The following is a 15,567-nucleotide window of genomic DNA, read 5'->3' on the forward strand; positions in this document are numbered from 1 at the left end:
TCAATTCGCGTAGCGGCGGCACCACTCGTACATGATCACGGCGCCTGCGGCGCTCGCGTTGATGGAGCGCGTGGAGCCGTACTGAGTGATCTCGATGTGTCCGGATGCCGCGGCGATCGCCTCATCCGTCAGCCCCGGCCCTTCCTGGCCGAACAGCAGCACGCACCGCTCCGGAAGATCCGCCCGGTCGACGGGGATTGCGCCGTCGACGTTGTCGACCGCGATGATCGGAATACCTTCTGTGTTGGCCCATGCGGTGAAGCTGGCGACATCCTCATGGTGGACGACGTGCTGGTAGCGGTCGGTGACCATGGCCCCGCGCTTGTTCCACCGGCGACGGCCGATGATGTGCACGGTGTCGGCGAGAAACGCGTTGGCGCTGCGCACGATGGAGCCGATGTTCATGTCGTGCTGCCAGTTCTCGATGGCGACATGGAACGGATGCCGGTGGGTGTCGAGGTCTGCGACGATCGATTCCATACGCCAGTAGCGGTAGCGATCGATGACGTTGCGGGTGTCGCCGTTCTCCAGCAGTTCAGGGTCGTATTGGTCGCCCTCAGGCCACTCACCGTCCCAGGGCCCGAGGCCGTGGGTGCTGCGCTCAGGAGTCTCGGTCACTGTGTCAGCGTAGTCCGGGCCAGCGTAGTCCGGAGGCAGCGGATCCGGTGCCAGCGTAGTCTGGAGCCGTGGCATCTCCGGCAGCAGACGACTACCTGAAGACGGTGTACGCGCATACCGAGTGGCAGGATGCGCCGATTACTCCGTCGGTGCTTGCGGCGAAGCTCGGCATCGCGCCGTCAAGCGTGACCGAGATGGTGAAGAAGCTCGCAGCCACTGGGCTCGTCTCGCATGTGCCATACGGCGCAGTGCGATTGACGGATGCCGGCACACAGCGCGCCCTCGCAATCGTGCGTCGCCACCGCCTGATCGAGACCTGGCTCGTGCGGGAGTTCGGTTACGCGTGGGATGAGGTGCACGACGAGGCCGAGGTTCTCGAGCACACCATCAGTGACCGACTGCTGGAGGGTATCGACGAGCGTCTGGGTCGGCCCCGCTTCGATCCACACGGGGACGCCATTCCGGATGCCGCGGGCGACGTCGTTCGCGAGCCGTTCGTGCTGCTGGCCGACGCGGCGCTCGGTCATGAGGGGCGCGTACTGCGCGTTGCCGACACCGACGCAGAGCTGTTGCGTGCGCTCGAAGCACTCGGGCTTGCGGTCTCCTCCTCGGTGCGTGTGACCACGGATGGCATCGAGCTCGACGGTGCATCCGCGGCGCTGCCGGACGGGGCATTCGAGATCGTCTGGCTCAGCGCGTAGCATCCGGGCGCCACTTGTTCTCCACATCGCGCGCATTCTCTGCTTTGTCCACCGATCACGGAACCGCTGATCCCCGGGCATAAATCGGTTGTATCGTCGGTGGCGAACCGCCCGCGATCGGTAGAGAATGGAGCCGTGTACGTGTCTCTCGAGGTGATCACCGTCATCGTTAGTTCGATTGGAATCGTTCTGACGCTCGGCGCGACGATGCTCGCGGGCTTCAGCTGGTGCGTACGCCGCATCGATGCTGGCGATCAAAGGCTCGGAGAACGCATCGACGCCGTTGGCCGAAAGCTCGGAGAACGCATCGATGCTGTTGACCGACGAGCTGAAGAGCGCAGTGACGCGCTCGGCCGAGTCCTGGGCGCGCGCATCGACAATCTCGCCACCGAGATCACTGATCTGAAGATCGCCATTGCACGATTCGAAGGCCCACAGCGTCAGCTCCACGTCACTGGCCGCTGACCGCACTGCGGCAGGCGAGCCTCGCCCGCGACCTCTAGGCTGAGCACATGGTTGATCGCTCTGAAATCGAATGCTGGCTCACTGACATGGACGGCGTGCTCGTCCACGAGAACGATGCCATTCCTGGGGCTGCTGAATTGCTCGCCGGCTGGGAGAGCAACGGTATCCCGTATCTGGTGCTGACGAACAACTCGATCTTCACTGCACGCGACCTCTCTGCACGCCTCCGCTCAAGCGGACTGCATGTTCCTGAGGACCGCATCTGGACGTCAGCGCTGGCTACCGCGGCCTTCCTGCAGCATCAGCTGCCTGGAGGTTCGGCATTCGTCATCGGCGAGGCCGGGATTCTGACCGCCCTGCACGACGCCGGGTTCATCATGACCGAGACCAACCCTGATTTCGTCGTCGTCGGCGAGACGCGCAACTACTCCTTCGATGCGATCACCAAGGCGATCCGCCTGATCAACAACGGTGCCCGTTTCATCGCGACCAACCCGGATGCCACCGGTCCCAGTGCCGATGGCCCGATGCCGGCAACGGGTGCCATCTCAGCGCTGATCACGAAGGCGACCGGTAAGGAGCCGTACGTCGTCGGCAAGCCCAACCCGATGATGTTCCGCTCAGCTTTGAACAAGATCGGCGCGCATTCCAAGAAGACGGGCATGATCGGCGACCGGATGGACACTGACATTGTCGCCGGCATCGAGGCGGGCCTGCACACCGTGCTCGTGCTCACCGGCATCAGCGATCAGGTCGAGATCCAGAAGTACCCGTTCCGCCCCGAGGAGATCGTGAACTCGGTTGCCGACCTGCTGCCGGCGGGTTCGTCGGAGGGCTGACGCCATGGATCAGCGCGATCTGCTCTTCCTCATCATGATCCTGATCGGGCTCAGCACTCTGACGGTGATCATCGTGCAGTTCGTCCGCTCCCGCCGGCGCGGCCCTGGCAACGATGATCGTGGCGGCAACTGGTGGGAAGGCCCGTGGGACGACGATCGGAAGAGCTGACAGTCAGTCCCCCGGGTGAGGGCGAGGATGCCGCCGTGCCTGCATCCGCTGTTCAACTCGCCACGTCGCGCCCTCATCCTGCGATGTCCATCCGGTCCAGTCGAACGAGTCGTCACCGATGTCGGTGAACTCCCAGATCAGACGGCTGCCGTCCATGTCCAGCCCGGTGATGCGGATGCCGGTGCCGACCTCGTCCGCGTGCATCACGATGAAGTTGCCCGCTCTCGGCGCCGCCCACACCTGTCGCCACCGACTCTCCCCGGGCAGATACACACGTATCGTCGTCCCGATGGCCCGCTCTCCACGCGGGAGTGGGAACTGCTCCGGAACCGCGTATGCGAGTACATCCTGCACACCGAGGCCGTCCAAGATCCAGGCGAAGTCCCACCGACCGACGCCGTCGAAGACGATGCCGCCCAGCGCATCCAGGAGTTGCACTGTGACGTCCCAGCTGCCGACGAAACGGCCGAACAGCATGACGGCCTCGCGGTGGGCCGGATCCGGTCCGGTCGCTGCGAGCTCGGCGAAGACCGCCGAGTCGTTCTCCTCTCCAGACACCATCCGTGGATGCTACTCGCATCGCCGCACGGATGGAATCGGCCCCGCTTCGCTCAGACGAGCGTGAGGCTGTTCACCTCGGCGACAAGCTCCGGCATCCGCAGCGGTCCATTTCGGGTGGAAGTGCTCCTTGCCGGTACTCGTGGGCGCGGCGAACGCGTAGTAGGGATCGGAGAGCAGCGACGCGAGGAGCGCATCGTCGCCGTCGCCGGCACCGATCTGCACATCGTCGTGTACACCGCGGCTGCCGCAGCGAAGCTCGACTTCTTGCGGGTCTCCGCAGTAAGGTCCGCGAGCACCCCAGCCCGGACTACCTGAGCACGAGCGCCGCGGCCCCGATCAGCGGACCCTCATCTCCAAGCCCCGAGCGCACCACTCGCGCGCGACGGGAGTATTCGTGTGCGGCACTGGCAGCGAGCGCCTGCTGCACGAGTTCGATGTAGTCATCTGAGACGCGGGAGAATCCGCCACCGATCGCGACGACGTCGAGGTCGACGAGGGTCGCGGCATCCGCCAACGCCTCCCCGACTGCGCGCGCCGAGCGCTCGATCGCGGCGCGGGCGACGGAATCCCCGGCTGCTGCATCCCTGGCGAGATCCTCGCCGGTCGAACCGTTCCATCCCTGGGTCTGTGCCCACGTTGCGCTGGCTGGTCCGGACGCGATCTCCTCGAGCGTCAGCCCGCCCTCACGACGCACCTGGCCGAGGTGGCCGGCGTTGCCGGAGGCGCCGGGGACGTATGCGCCATCGACGACGAAGCCGCCGCCGACGCCGGTCGAAACGACGATCGACAGGGATGCCCGCGCCTCACGCGTCGCGCCGAACCAGGACTCGGCGAGCGCGAGCGCGCCACCGTCGTGCCCGAAGACCGTGCGCACGTCGCGTCCGACGACAGCGGATGCTGCCGAGCACACCGCATCCGCCAGGGCGTAACCGCGCGCCGTGGGCATGTTCACCGGGAAGACCTGGCCGGTCGTGCGGTCGACAGGACCGGCACTGCCGACGCCGGCGCCGACGAGCTCAGCGCCAGCGGGCAGAGTTGCGAGAGCGTGCTCCGTGACCGCGGCGATTGCGGCATCCATCGACTCGAAAGTCGCTGCACGACCGGTGAGCTGCCTGCTGCGGCTGCCCGCGACCAGCTCGCCGGCGTCAGAGACGAGCGCTGCTTCGAGCTTCGTGCCGCCGACGTCGACGGCCAGTGCATACCGGGTCACTGCGTAGCAAGCCCAAGATCATCGAGGTTGAATGCCGCACGCCATTCGAGGCCCTCGGCTTCGATTGCGGCCTGAGCACCGGTCTTGCGATCGACGATCACCGCGACGGCGACAACCTCCGCGCCCTCACGGCGCAGCACTTCGACGGCCTTGAGTGCGGACTGACCAGTGGTCGAGGTGTCTTCCAGAACGACCACACGCTTGCCTGCGATATCAGCACCCTCGATCTGACGACCGCGGCCGTGATCCTTCGGCTCCTTGCGCACGACGAAAGCATCCATCGGTCGGTCGGTGGCGACCGAAGCGTGCATCACCGAGTTCGCGATCGGGTCGGCGCCGAGCGTCAAGCCGCCGACGGCCACGACGTCGAGGTCGCCGATCAGGTCGAGCATGATGCGACCAATGGCCGGGGCTGCGCGGTGATCGAGGGTGAGCCTGCGCATATCGACGTAGTACGTCGCCTGCTTACCGCTGGACAGGATGAAGTCACCATGGAACACCGCCTCATCCTTGATGAGGGCGAGCAGGGACTGGCGGTCAGCGTCGAGAGTCACGGCATCAAGTGTAGGGCGCGCTGCCGTCCGACCCCACAACTAGGCTGGATGCATGCGCCTGGCCACCTGGAACGTCAACTCCATCCGCACTCGTGTCACCCGCACCGTCGAGTTCGCCGTGCGAGAAGACATCGATGTGCTCGCGATGCAGGAGATCAAGTGCAAGCCCGAGCAGTTCCCGTACGCGCCGTTTGAGGAAGCGGGCTACCACGTCGAGGTGCACGGGCTGAATCAGTGGAACGGCGTCGCGATCGCGAGCCGCCTGCCGATCACTGACGTCGACACGGCATTCACTGGGATGCCTGGCTTTGCCAAGGACCATGAAGGACCGGATGCTCCGCTCGAAGCGCGCGCGCTGGGCGTGACGGTCGAAGGGGTGAAGGTCTGGAGCCTGTACGTGCCGAACGGCCGATCCCTCGATGACCCGCACTACGCGTACAAACTGCACTGGCTTGAGGCACTGCGTCAGCACACGGCTTCCGAGCTAAAGGCGAAGCCTGACCTGCCGCTCGCGCTGGTCGGCGACTTCAACATCATCCCGTTCGACAGCGACAACGGCGACCCTGACATCGTCGAAGGCGTCTCGACGCACGTGTCTCCCGAGGAGCGCGCGGCGTTCTTTGCATTCCAGGATGCCGGCCTCATCGACGTCGTGCGTCCGCTGTTGCCAGAGGGCTTCACCTACTGGGACTACCAGCGCCTGAAGTTCCCCCGCAATGAGGGTGTGCGCATCGACTTCGTGCTGGGCTCCCCCGCGCTCGCAAGCGCCGTGACCGGGGCATCCATCCACCGGGACGAGCGCAAGGGCACCCAGCCCAGCGATCATGTTCCTGTGGTCGTCGACCTCGACTTCGGCGGCGCTGATGAGGACGATGACGATATGCCGATGATCTTCGCGTGAGAGCACTGCCGCGACTCATCGCCAGCGATCTGGACGGCACACTCCTCAGCGCAGACTCCAACGTCTCGGCCCGTACGCGCGCCGCGTTGGACTCCGCCAGGGCCGCAGGAATCCACGTGGTGCCCGTGACCGCGCGGCAACCCGTCGGAATCCGTGCAATCGCCGACGGTGCAGGTTTCGAGGAGTGGGCGCTGTGCGGAAACGGTGCCTTCGCGATCCACCTGACCACTGGCGAGTTGCTGTTCCAGCGCGCGATGGCCGTCGATACGCAGCGGACGCTCGCCGCAGCCCTCGCACCGCGCCTGCCTGAGCTGCTGTACGTCAGCGTGCGGGATGCCGGCGAGGGGTTCTTTCCACAGCAGGGGTACGCCGCCCTCGCGTCGTTCACCGACCACAAGCGCGACCCGGCCGGAATGGTCGAAGTACCCCTATCTGAGGTGCTCTCCACCCCCAGCCTGAAACTCGTGATCAGGCATCCGCATCTCCCGCCGTCGGACATCCTCGCGATAATTGCGGACTTCGGACTCGACGGATTCGAAGCGACCATGTCGGGCGCACCGTTTGTCGAGGTGATGGCGGCAGGAGTCACCAAGGCCTGGGGACTTGAACAGTTGTGCACGCACCTCGGAATCGCTGCGGCTGAAGTGCTCGCGTTCGGCGACGCTCCGAATGACGTCGAAATGCTGCGGTGGGCGGGGCACGGCGTGGCGATGGCGAACGCTGACGACGCCGTCAAAGATGCCGCGGATGAGATCGCCGCGGCATCCAATGTCGATGACGGCGTCGCCGCCATCCTGGAGCATCTCCTGAACTGAAGCGTCACTCCTGCGTACGGCGGGTGTCACCGACCGGTAAGTAGTTCTTCGAGACGGTCGAAGTTCTCGTCCATCCCACTGTCGATGCCGCTGGCGAGCACGGCGTCACAGGCCGCCTTCGAGGTGTAGGTCGACACGACGTCAATGGCAGAGCGGCCATGATCAAGGTCGACGAAGCGCAGCACCTCAAGCGTGACGTCAAGCTCGCCCTCGTACTGCCACGAGTGCACGATCGTGCCGGGCTCAACAGAGTGATACGAGCCCCAGAACACGTATTCATCACCACTCGGCGACACTACGGCGTAGTGGAACGCGCCTCCGGTGACGGCTTCGAAGCGGTCGAGGCGCACGCTCATGCCTCGCGGGCCCATCCACTGAACGAAAAGGTCCGGCTCGGTGTGGGCGCGCTGCACTGTGGCCGCCGACGACGAGAACTCTCGACGATGCCGCTGGCTCTGCTCCCCCACACGCTCATGCGTCGTTGTGGCGGCTCCCTGGGTTTCGTGGTCAGTCATGGTGCTCCTTCGGTTGTGGTCGACGGGTTGTCAACCGGCTGATCCTCGAGTGATGCGAGCAGAAGATCGAGGCGCGAGTACCGTTCCTCGAGGCGCAGTCTGCGAGCCTCGAGCCAGTACGACGCCTCATCGAGACGTGCGGACTCGAGGTGGACGCGTCGCGAACGCCCGGCGCGTTCACGTTTGACGATGCCGGCCTTCTCGAGCACGTTCACGTGTCGAGAGATGGCCTGCAACGAGATCGTGAAGCTCGCGGCGAGCTCGCTCACTGTCGCGTCACCCATGCTCAGCTGGTCAACGATCGTGCTGCGCACGGGGTCGCCGAGTGCAGCGAACGTCGCAGTGATCAGCCCATTCATCAACGGCTCCTCATTACTCAACAATTTGGTTGAGTAATGGTTGCACGCGCAAATTCACCTGTCAAGAGACGGCGAGCACGCCATCAGGTGAACCGTGTCAGTCGGAGCCCATGACGCCTGTGCGCACCGGACCAGGAGCGGGCGCATAGCGCAGGCTCACCACGCCGTTGTCACCGGCCTCCGCGCTGAGCAACGTCAGATTCGCGGAGGTTGCGTCGTCAGGGAACACCCTCTTGCCACGACCGAGCACGATCGGATATACCCAGAGCTGCAGCTCGTCAAAGAGCTGTTCCGCGAGCAGAGTCTGCACGAGATCTACACTGCCGATCACGTGCACGTCACGATGGTTCTCGCGCAGCTGTGCGAGCTCAGTCATCAGGTCTGCCCCGACGCGCGAGCTTCCCTGCCATTCCAGGTCGATGTCTGCGTCTCGCGAGGCGACGTACTTCGGAACGCGATCGAATAGCTGCCCGATCCAACCCTCCGGTCCCGTCGTGTGGCGCGGCCAGTACGACGCGAAGATATCGTAGGTGCGGCGGCCGAGCAACAGCGCGTCGAGCGTCGACATCCCCTCCAGGACCCACTTCCCCACAGCCTCGTCTGGAACTCCTGCCTGCCAGCCGCCGAAGCGGAAGCCGTCGCTGGCATCCTCCTCTGGGCCACCGGGCGCCTGCGCGACTCCGTCGAGTGTGGTGAACAGATCGATAATGATGCGGCCGGTCATGATGCGGCTCCTTGCAGTGCGAATGAAGCGATATGGAAGGTCGCGGCAAAGGAGTCAAGGAGCGACTCTTCTCCGCGGACGACCGCGAGGACGTCCTGCGCGATCGCCTCGGCGGGCGAGATCTCTCCCGCGATCAGTCGGCGGATGCCGGGGCCGGCGACGATCACGGCATCCGGTTCGCCCGCCGGCATCTGCCCTCCGACGGGCGGCGCGGGGGGTGCGATCTGCGAGACAGACAACTCCCCGTCACGCACCCGCGCGCGCAACGCGACATCGCCGACGTGCAGTTCGTAGTCGGCATCCGTCGCCCGCTCGGTCTGGAACGCGGTGCGAAGCGCCATCGTCAACGAATCCGCGGTGACGACATCGCCCTCCTGCGGGTCCCCCATCGCCTGGAATCCCCAGCGCCCGAGAGCGAGCATGATCGGCTCGAGAGCACGGCCGTACGGGGTGAGCTCGTACACAAGGCCGCAGTTCTTCAACGGGACCCGGCGCACCACCCCGCCCTCTTGCAGCTCTTTCAACCGTGTGGACAGGATGTTTGTGGGGATGCGAGGCAGGCCCTGCTTGAGGTCGGTGTACCGCCGCGGGCCGACGAGAAGATCGCGGACGATGAGCATCGCCCAGCGCTCCCCGATCAGTTCGACGGCGCTCGTCACGCCGCAGTACTGACCGTAACTGCGCGCGGCCATGTCAGGCCGACTCGACGCCCTGTTCTGCCATGTATGCCTCCGGGCCCTGTTCGACGGCATCCTCGCTCATGTAGAGGAAGCCGAGAGAATTGCCGTCCGGGTCGTCCAAGTCGCGCGAGTACATGAAGCCGTAGTCCTGGACGGGCTTGGGCTCCGCGCCACCGGCTGCGAGCCCCTTGGCGAGGATCGCGTCGACGTCCTCCCTAGACTCCTGGCTGAAAGAGACGGAGACCTGAGCGACCTCGTTCGGATCGGCGATCGGCTTATCGGTGAAGGTGGCGAAGAACTCGCGCTTCAGAACCATGAAGAAGATGTCCTCGCTCCAGACGATGCACGCGGCGTTCTCATCGGTGAAGAGCGGATTGATGTCGCATCCGAGAGCCGTGTAGAACGCCTTGCTGCGCTCGAGGTCGGAGGTGGGGAGATTGACGAAGACCTTCGTGGACATACTGACTCCTTTGTCGTATCGGCGGCCGCAGCGGGATCACTGAGCCTATAAAAGGGATGCTTGCAAATAACAACCACGCTTGTCAATAGCAAGCGCGTATCGACCAACGAGTCCGCCGCACGGCGGATGCCCCGGCATCCGCTTGCCCGTACCGTGGGAGCATGTCCGCATCATCACGCACGCTGACCGCGCGGCAACGGCAGGCCGATGTATTGCTCGCCGTCATCGTGTTCATCAGCGGTGTCATCAGCGCCGCACTGTCGGCGATCTCTGAGCTCTACGGCGAGGAACAGGCACCACTTTGGCAGGCACTCGTGTATCTGCTCGTGCTCGCCGCCCCGCTCGCGGTGCGCCGCATCTGGCCCGCGCAGGTCGCAATCATCGTCTGCGTCGCCTACTTCTTCGCCGTGACGCTACGCGTGCCGGAGATGTACGCCGGCAACATCGCGATGTTCATCGCGTTGTACACGGTGGGCGCGTGGATGGCCAACCGTCGAGCGGCGATGATCGTGCGGGTGTCGATCATCGCCGGCATGTTCATCTGGCTGTTGTTCACGATGTACCGCGACGCGATTGACACCGCGCGCGAGGAGGAGATCGTCGCGGGCGCCATGTCGCCATACCTCGCGTTCATGATGTTGCAGCTGCTGCTGAACGTGCTCTACTTCGCTGGCGCGTACTACTTCGGCGAGCATGCATGGAAAGCCGCGATGGAGCAGCAGGCCCTCGAGCAGCGCACGAAAGATCTGGAGCGCGAGCGCGAGGTCACCGCTGCACAGGCCGTTGCACTCGACCGGGTGCGCATCGCCCGCGAGCTTCACGACGTCGTTGCGCATCACGTCTCTGTCATGGGCGTGCAGGCAGGGGCCGCGCGCATCGTGCTCGATCAGGATCCTGCGCGATCGAAGCAGATCCTCTCCAGCGTCGAGGAATCGGCGCGCGAGGCCATCAGCGAACTACGGCATCTGCTGGAGACTCTGCGCTCGAACGGAGATCACGAGGATGCTGCCTCCACCGTCTCGCTCGCCGACATCGTCCAACTCGTCGCGGCATCGAATGGCGCTGGCCTGCCGACCGAGTTCACTGTCGTCGGCGATGAGCGGCCTGTGCCGTCGGTCGTGCAGGTAAACCTGTACCGGATCGCGCAGGAGTCGCTCACGAACGCCCGCCGCCATGCTGGCGTCGGAGCTACGGCCGATGTGCGTCTGCGCTACACGACAGTCGGCATCGAGCTCGAAGTGATGAACACCGGCCGCGCGGTGATCGCACCCCGCCCGGGAATGGGACAGCTGGGCATGCGCGAGCGCACCCTGGCCTCGGGTGGCACGATTGAATCTGCACCTCGCGAGCGCGGAGGATGGCGCGTGCGCGTGCAGGTTCCGTTGGCCGCGCACGCTGAACTGGCAGGAGCCTCCGCATGACCGACCCGATCCGTGTTCTCCTCGTCGACGATCACGCCATGCTGCGCGCCGGGTTCCGCACCATCCTCGACATCCAGCCTGACATCACCGTGGTTGGCGAAGCGTCGACCGGCGCTGAGGCGGTGGCCGCGGCATCCGCACTGAAACCCGATGTCATCAGCATGGACGTGCAGATGCCCGACATGGACGGCATCGAGGCGACCCGTCTCATCGTTGCCGACCCGGATGTGCACGCCGCAATCGCGATAGTGACGACCTTCGATCGTGACGACTATCTGTTCAGCGCTCTGGATGCCGGAGCCAGCGGTTTCCTGCTCAAAAACGGCGGCCCAGAGGATCTGGTCGCCGCGGTGCGCGTACTGGCTGCTGGCGACGGCATGCTGGCACCCGAAGTGACCAGGCGCGTCGTGCAGCGGTATGCGACGGTCGCTACGGGCGACGGGGCTGTGGCCCTGGCATCCGCTCCCGCGCTCGACCTGGTCGAGCCGCTCACTGATCGCGAGGCGGAGGTTCTCGCGCTCCTATCCGAGGCGATGAGCAACGCTGAGATCGCCGCATCGCTGTTTATCGGCGAAGCCACCGTGAAGACGCACGTCTCACGAGTGCTGCAGAAGCTCGGCGCCCGCGATCGCGTGCAGGCGGTGGTGCTGGCGCTGCGGCATGGGTTGGCGTAGAAGCATTTCCTTACACGCTTCACCAAAGTAAGGTGAATCGTGCAGGGAAAGGAACCAGCATGCCAACCGCCACGATGACCAGTAAGGGTCAGTTCACGATGCCGAAAGAGGTCAGAGACGACCTCAACCTCGTACCCGGCTCCAAGGTGATGTTTGTAAAGCTCCCCACCGGCCAGTACAACATCGTGCCGCGCACGGGAACGATCGCTGACCTGGCCGGCATCCTGTACGACCCGGATCGTAATCCAATGACGATCGAGGAAATCAACGAAGCGATCGCCGAGGGCGGTGCCGAAAGCGGCATTCGAGGCATGGAACCGCGCCCGTGATCGGAATGGACACACGCCTGGTGGGAATCGACACCAATGTGCTCCTCCGATATCTCACCCGCGACGATGCTGCTCAGTACACGGCCGCCGAGCGGTTGATTCTTTCACTGACTCCCTCAGCACCTGGTTTCATCACCGCAGTCACGTTGGCCGAGATCTACTGGACGTTGTCCCGCAGTTTTCGTTACCCAAAGCACAAGTGCCTCTCGGTGATTCGAAGTCTCGCTGAGACCGACGTATTGGAGTTCGATGATGGCGAGGGCGTAGTGCGCGCGCTTCACCTCGCCGAGCAGGGCGCCGACTTCGCTGACGCACTCATTCAGGGCACGCTCGAGCAGTTCGGCGCAACCGAGATGGTGACCTTCGACCGCGACGCGGCCGAACGCCTGGGCTGGCGACTGCTGGAGGCGTAGCAATTCGCGAGTATGTCGGCACCGCCCGATATCGTGACAGAACAACTTTCAGGGGGACAGATGCCAAAGCTCGTTTCGGGTTTTTCAGCGGCAGCGAAGGCTAAGCGACACCGAGGGTCCCTGGTCTGGGGCATCCTGTTCGTGATCGGATGGGTGTTCGCGACCATTGGGATGTTGCCCGTGGCCCGGTCGGCTCAGCGACCGACCCCTGACGCTCCGGTGAACGAGTTCGGCGCATTTCTGTTGACACAGATTTTCGTCGGCATTCTGTTGATCGTCGCGATCATCCTGCTCGCCGTCGGGGTAGTCGGCGAGGTCAAGGCCACCAAATTCAATCGCAAGGACACCGCGCTGGCCCATGCGATGAACGAGCGTCTGGCAGCGCTGTCCACGATGCCTCGTTCTGCGATGTACTCCATCGATCCTGCCCAGAACGCGGACGGCTCATGGGACTGCCGCATCACCGATGCCCTCCCGCTGGAGGTGGAACGGCATTTCGACCAGCAGACTCTCGGATCGATCACCGGTGCGCTGCAGACCCGGATGAGCTTCTTCGGCGCGACCGTCGGCATCGGCGCTGTCAATCGTCGGGGGATCGGAGTGGGCGGAGCACTCACCAAAGGGCGCGTCCACGGAACCACGCAGGCAGACCTCACCGTCAATGAGACGACGCGCGCGAAGCTAATGGACGACGGGCTATTCTCCACCTATTCGATCGGCGATGACTCGTGGCGTCTCATCGCGATGCCCAATACCGCCGCACACGAGTGGATGTACAACCTGCTACTCCAGCTGTGGCATCACTTCGGATCGGATGCTACGCACACCGGTCGCATCGTCGGCTCATGGGTGGGGCCGTTGTCGCAGACATTTGCTCCGCCTGATGTCTCGTATGCCACCGATCGACTCAAGCACATCCTGTCGCAGCCACGCGAAGCCCGGCGGCTAGTGGCGTTCTCCGGCACGCTCATCGGCCGCAACGCGATCCTCGCCGCCGAGCTGACACTCCCGGATGGAACTCGACTGGAGATGCTGCCCGTCGGGCTGCCCGCCCGTGTCGCCACAGCCGTGCTCGACGCCGAGTCAGACGCTGCGCACCGGCTCGAGAGCAGCGGCAAGGACGCGCGGATCACTGTTTGAGCGGCGCGAGCCACGGTTCCGGCGCCGCCTGACCTGCCTCCCCCGCTGGCGCGGGAAGAAAACGACGGATGCCCCGCGGCACAGGGCCGCGGGGCGTCCGATCATGCAAGAATGCTTAGGCGCCTACGAGCTCAGCGGAGTGCTGCACACGCGAGATGAGGCCGTTGAATGCCTCGAGGTAGCCGACGAGGAAGCCGGCCGTGCTGTCATCAGTGACCTGGCCGTCTTCGGTGAAGAGGCCCGGGCGGTCCTGGATGAAGCCCTCAGGCTGACCCATGGTGACCGCGTTGAAGTGGCCGAGGATCGCGCGCAGGTGCTGCTGAGCAGCAGCGGTCGCGACACCCGAGCCTGAGGCGCCGATCACGGCAACGGGCTTGCCGAAGAACGACATCTCGCCGTAGGGACGGGTCGACCAGTCGAGAGCGTTCTTGAGCACGCCGGGGATGGAGCGGCTGTACTCAGGGGTGACGATGATGACGCCATCAACGTCAGCGATGGCCTTCTTGAAGTCGGTGGCCACCTCGGGGAAGCTGCCGTCGAAGTCAGGGGAGTAGAAGGGAAGGTCCTTGATCGAAATCTCCACGAGCTCGACACCCTCCGGAGCGAGGTTCGTCAGCACCCGTGCCAGGCGGCGGTTGATGGAGGTGCTGGAGATGCTGCCGACGATGTATCCGATGGTGCGAGTCACTGGTATTCCTTCTGTTTCGAGATCAGGCTGAGCCGTTTGCGGTCTCAAGTGGTCAACGACCGCAAGAGATATTGTATTCCCGTGCATGCAATCAGTTCCCTGTGAGTGCCGTCTCGCGCTAGCCTCACCCCTATGACCGACGCCCCAGCCCCGCTGTCTCGACCGGTCATTGCGGGCATCGTCACCGCACTCGTAGGCTTCACCAGTTCATTCGCCGTCGTGCTCACCGGGCTCGACGCCGTCGGCGCGACTCCCGCCCAGGCCGCCAGCGGACTGTTGGTCCTCAGCATCACGATGGGGTTGGCCTGCGTCATCCTTGCCTGGCGATACCGGATGCCAATCACCGTCGCTTGGTCGACACCAGGCGCCGCACTTCTCGCCGCGACCGGAATGGTCGAAGGCGGATGGCCCGCGGCCACTGGCGCCTTTCTGATGGTGGCAGCGCTCACTCTGCTCGCGGGGCTCTGGCCAGGGTTCGGCCGAGTCATCGCGCGGATCCCGGCATCAATCGCCCAGGCGATGCTCGCGGGAGTCCTGCTCCCGCTGTGTCTCGCCCCGATCGCCGGGATCGCTGAGAACCCGTGGGGCGTGATTCCGGTGGTGCTCACCTGGCTGATCTTCGCCCGGCTCGCGCCGCGCTGGGCGGTGCCGCTGGCGTTCGTCGCCGCAGCCATCGTGGTCGGCGTGGAACTGATCCGCAGCGGGGCCGCAGTGGATGCCGGGCTCCTCATCCCCCGCATCGAGCTCGTCGCCCCAACCTTCACCGTCGGAGCACTCGTCGGCATCGCGCTGCCGCTTTTCATCGTGACGATGGCCTCGCAGAACGTGCCGGGCGTCGCGATCATGCGCAGCTACGGCTACGAGGTGCCGTGGCGTCCGGCGATGTTCGTCACGGGCATCGGCACAGCACTCGGCGCACCGGCAGGCGGTCACGGCATAAATCTCGCCGCGATCAGCGCTGCGCTCGCCGCAGCCCCAGAAGCGGATCCAAACCCGAGGCGCCGTTGGGTGGCTGGTGTGTCGACGGGCTTTTCCTACATCGTCCTCGGCGGCTGCGCCGCAGCCTTCTCTACGCTCGTGATCCTCGCCCCCGCCGCAGTGATCCCCGCCGTTGCCGGTCTCGCGCTCTTTGCTGCGTTTGGCTCGTCCGTGCAGCAGGCTGTGGCAGAACCCGCAGAGCGGATGCCAGCCGTCGTCACCTTCCTCATCGCGGCATCCGGCCTCTCGTTCGCCGGAATCAGCGCCGCATTCTGGGCGTTGCTGGCCGGCCTTCTCGTGCGCATAATCCTGACGCCGCTCCGGCGATGAGCGGGAGCTGGCGGGACAGTAGA

23 protein-coding genes are annotated in these 15,567 nt (G+C 64.9%); 12 read left to right on the plus strand and 11 right to left on the minus strand.

Annotated features, from left to right (window positions below; translation table 11 throughout):
• Window positions 1–693, minus strand: a complete 693-nt coding sequence (locus AC1C2Q_RS07820) for a TrmH family RNA methyltransferase (RefSeq protein ID WP_495449629.1) — start codon at window positions 691–693, stop codon at window positions 1–3.
• Here AC1C2Q_RS07820 and AC1C2Q_RS07825 point away from each other — a divergent pair.
• From AC1C2Q_RS07825 to AC1C2Q_RS07840, 4 genes are all read left to right on the plus strand, one after another.
• Window positions 687–1,319, plus strand: a complete 633-nt coding sequence (locus tag AC1C2Q_RS07825; RefSeq protein WP_495430527.1) for a metal-dependent transcriptional regulator — start codon at window positions 687–689, stop codon at window positions 1,317–1,319. The genes AC1C2Q_RS07820 and AC1C2Q_RS07825 overlap by 7 nt on opposite strands.
• Before the next feature lie 135 nt (window positions 1,320–1,454).
• Window positions 1,455–1,784, plus strand: a complete 330-nt coding sequence (locus AC1C2Q_RS07830) for a hypothetical protein (protein WP_495449630.1) — start codon at window positions 1,455–1,457, stop codon at window positions 1,782–1,784.
• Window positions 1,785–1,831: 47 nt separating this feature from the next.
• Window positions 1,832–2,623 (plus strand): HAD-IIA family hydrolase, encoded by a 792-nt coding sequence (locus AC1C2Q_RS07835; protein ID WP_495449631.1) that lies wholly within the window; start codon window positions 1,832–1,834, stop codon window positions 2,621–2,623.
• Window positions 2,624–2,627: 4 nt separating this feature from the next.
• Window positions 2,628–2,792 carry a hypothetical protein gene (locus AC1C2Q_RS07840; RefSeq protein ID WP_495449632.1) on the plus strand — a complete coding sequence of 55 codons (165 nt, stop codon included), beginning with the start codon at window positions 2,628–2,630 and terminating at the stop codon, window positions 2,790–2,792.
• 3 nt (window positions 2,793–2,795) lie between these two features.
• Here AC1C2Q_RS07840 and AC1C2Q_RS07845 read toward each other — a convergent pair whose 3' ends face one another.
• From AC1C2Q_RS07845 to pyrE, 4 genes are all read right to left on the minus strand, one after another.
• A complete protein-coding gene (locus AC1C2Q_RS07845) occupies window positions 2,796–3,353 on the minus strand; it encodes a hypothetical protein (RefSeq protein ID WP_495449633.1) in 558 nt (185 codons plus the stop codon).
• A gap of 9 nt (window positions 3,354–3,362) precedes the next feature.
• Complete coding sequence (locus tag AC1C2Q_RS07850) at window positions 3,363–3,575, minus strand: anhydro-N-acetylmuramic acid kinase (protein WP_495449634.1); 213 nt, start codon at window positions 3,573–3,575, stop codon at window positions 3,363–3,365.
• An 85-nt stretch (window positions 3,576–3,660) separates the two neighbouring features.
• Window positions 3,661–4,563 carry an ROK family protein gene (locus AC1C2Q_RS07855; RefSeq protein ID WP_495449635.1) on the minus strand — a complete coding sequence of 301 codons (903 nt, stop codon included), beginning with the start codon at window positions 4,561–4,563 and terminating at the stop codon, window positions 3,661–3,663.
• Window positions 4,560–5,117 (minus strand): orotate phosphoribosyltransferase, encoded by a 558-nt coding sequence (pyrE, locus tag AC1C2Q_RS07860; RefSeq protein ID WP_495430532.1) that lies wholly within the window; start codon window positions 5,115–5,117, stop codon window positions 4,560–4,562. Before pyrE ends, AC1C2Q_RS07855 begins: the two co-directional genes overlap by 4 nt.
• 52 nt (window positions 5,118–5,169) lie before the next feature.
• Between pyrE and AC1C2Q_RS07865 the strand changes: the two genes are divergently transcribed.
• Together AC1C2Q_RS07865 and AC1C2Q_RS07870 are read left to right on the plus strand one after the other, a co-directional pair.
• Window positions 5,170–6,018 carry an exodeoxyribonuclease III gene (locus AC1C2Q_RS07865; protein ID WP_495449636.1) on the plus strand — a complete coding sequence of 283 codons (849 nt, stop codon included), beginning with the start codon at window positions 5,170–5,172 and terminating at the stop codon, window positions 6,016–6,018.
• Window positions 6,015–6,833, plus strand: a complete 819-nt coding sequence (locus tag AC1C2Q_RS07870) for a Cof-type HAD-IIB family hydrolase (protein WP_495449637.1) — start codon at window positions 6,015–6,017, stop codon at window positions 6,831–6,833. The genes AC1C2Q_RS07865 and AC1C2Q_RS07870 overlap by 4 nt, the downstream gene beginning before the upstream one ends.
• A gap of 26 nt (window positions 6,834–6,859) precedes the next feature.
• On the opposite strand, the gene AC1C2Q_RS07875 is transcribed toward AC1C2Q_RS07870, so the two are convergent.
• The 5 genes from AC1C2Q_RS07875 to AC1C2Q_RS07895 form a co-directional block, all read right to left on the minus strand.
• A complete protein-coding gene (locus AC1C2Q_RS07875) occupies window positions 6,860–7,348 on the minus strand; it encodes an SRPBCC domain-containing protein (protein WP_495449638.1) in 489 nt (162 codons plus the stop codon).
• The gene (locus AC1C2Q_RS07880) at window positions 7,345–7,707 is read right to left on the minus strand and encodes an ArsR/SmtB family transcription factor (protein WP_495449639.1); all 363 of its coding nucleotides are present in this window, start codon (window positions 7,705–7,707) and stop codon (window positions 7,345–7,347) included. The genes AC1C2Q_RS07875 and AC1C2Q_RS07880 overlap by 4 nt, the downstream gene beginning before the upstream one ends.
• Window positions 7,708–7,804: 97 nt before the next feature.
• Window positions 7,805–8,431: a dihydrofolate reductase family protein gene (locus AC1C2Q_RS07885; protein WP_495449640.1), complete on the minus strand. Its 627-nt coding sequence runs from the start codon at window positions 8,429–8,431 to the stop codon at window positions 7,805–7,807.
• Window positions 8,428–9,123 carry a winged helix-turn-helix transcriptional regulator gene (locus tag AC1C2Q_RS07890; RefSeq protein WP_495449641.1) on the minus strand — a complete coding sequence of 232 codons (696 nt, stop codon included), beginning with the start codon at window positions 9,121–9,123 and terminating at the stop codon, window positions 8,428–8,430. Before AC1C2Q_RS07890 ends, AC1C2Q_RS07885 begins: the two co-directional genes overlap by 4 nt.
• A gap of 1 nt (window position 9,124) precedes the next feature.
• Window positions 9,125–9,571, minus strand: coding sequence for a VOC family protein (locus AC1C2Q_RS07895; protein WP_495449642.1), 447 nt, complete (start codon window positions 9,569–9,571; stop codon window positions 9,125–9,127).
• A 161-nt stretch (window positions 9,572–9,732) separates the two neighbouring features.
• Here AC1C2Q_RS07895 and AC1C2Q_RS07900 point away from each other — a divergent pair, with 161 nt between their 5' ends.
• Genes AC1C2Q_RS07900 through AC1C2Q_RS07920 form a run of 5 tightly spaced genes read left to right on the plus strand, consistent with a single transcriptional unit; the run spans window position 9,733 to window position 13,548 of the window.
• Entirely contained in the window at window positions 9,733–10,992 is a 1,260-nt protein-coding gene (locus tag AC1C2Q_RS07900) for a sensor histidine kinase (RefSeq protein ID WP_495449643.1), read from the plus strand.
• Entirely contained in the window at window positions 10,989–11,666 is a 678-nt protein-coding gene (locus AC1C2Q_RS07905; protein ID WP_495449644.1) for a response regulator, read from the plus strand. Before AC1C2Q_RS07900 ends, AC1C2Q_RS07905 begins: the two co-directional genes overlap by 4 nt.
• Window positions 11,667–11,725: 59 nt before the next feature.
• Complete coding sequence (locus AC1C2Q_RS07910; RefSeq protein ID WP_495449645.1) at window positions 11,726–11,995, plus strand: AbrB/MazE/SpoVT family DNA-binding domain-containing protein; 270 nt, start codon at window positions 11,726–11,728, stop codon at window positions 11,993–11,995.
• Window positions 11,996–12,000: 5 nt separating this feature from the next.
• A complete protein-coding gene (locus AC1C2Q_RS07915) occupies window positions 12,001–12,408 on the plus strand; it encodes a type II toxin-antitoxin system VapC family toxin (protein ID WP_495450559.1) in 408 nt (135 codons plus the stop codon).
• Between the two features lie 60 nt (window positions 12,409–12,468).
• Window positions 12,469–13,548, plus strand: a complete 1,080-nt coding sequence (locus tag AC1C2Q_RS07920; RefSeq protein WP_495449646.1) for a hypothetical protein — start codon at window positions 12,469–12,471, stop codon at window positions 13,546–13,548.
• Between the two features lie 115 nt (window positions 13,549–13,663).
• Here the strand turns inward: AC1C2Q_RS07920 and AC1C2Q_RS07925 are convergent, their stop codons facing one another.
• A complete protein-coding gene (locus AC1C2Q_RS07925) occupies window positions 13,664–14,242 on the minus strand; it encodes an NADPH-dependent FMN reductase (protein ID WP_495450560.1) in 579 nt (192 codons plus the stop codon).
• A 126-nt stretch (window positions 14,243–14,368) separates the two neighbouring features.
• Between AC1C2Q_RS07925 and AC1C2Q_RS07930 the strand changes: the two genes are divergently transcribed.
• The gene (locus tag AC1C2Q_RS07930; protein WP_495449647.1) at window positions 14,369–15,544 is read left to right on the plus strand and encodes a benzoate/H(+) symporter BenE family transporter; all 1,176 of its coding nucleotides are present in this window, start codon (window positions 14,369–14,371) and stop codon (window positions 15,542–15,544) included.
• Window positions 15,545–15,567: the final 23 nt, after the last annotated feature.

This window comes from Microbacterium sp. Y356 (assembly GCF_059445355.1).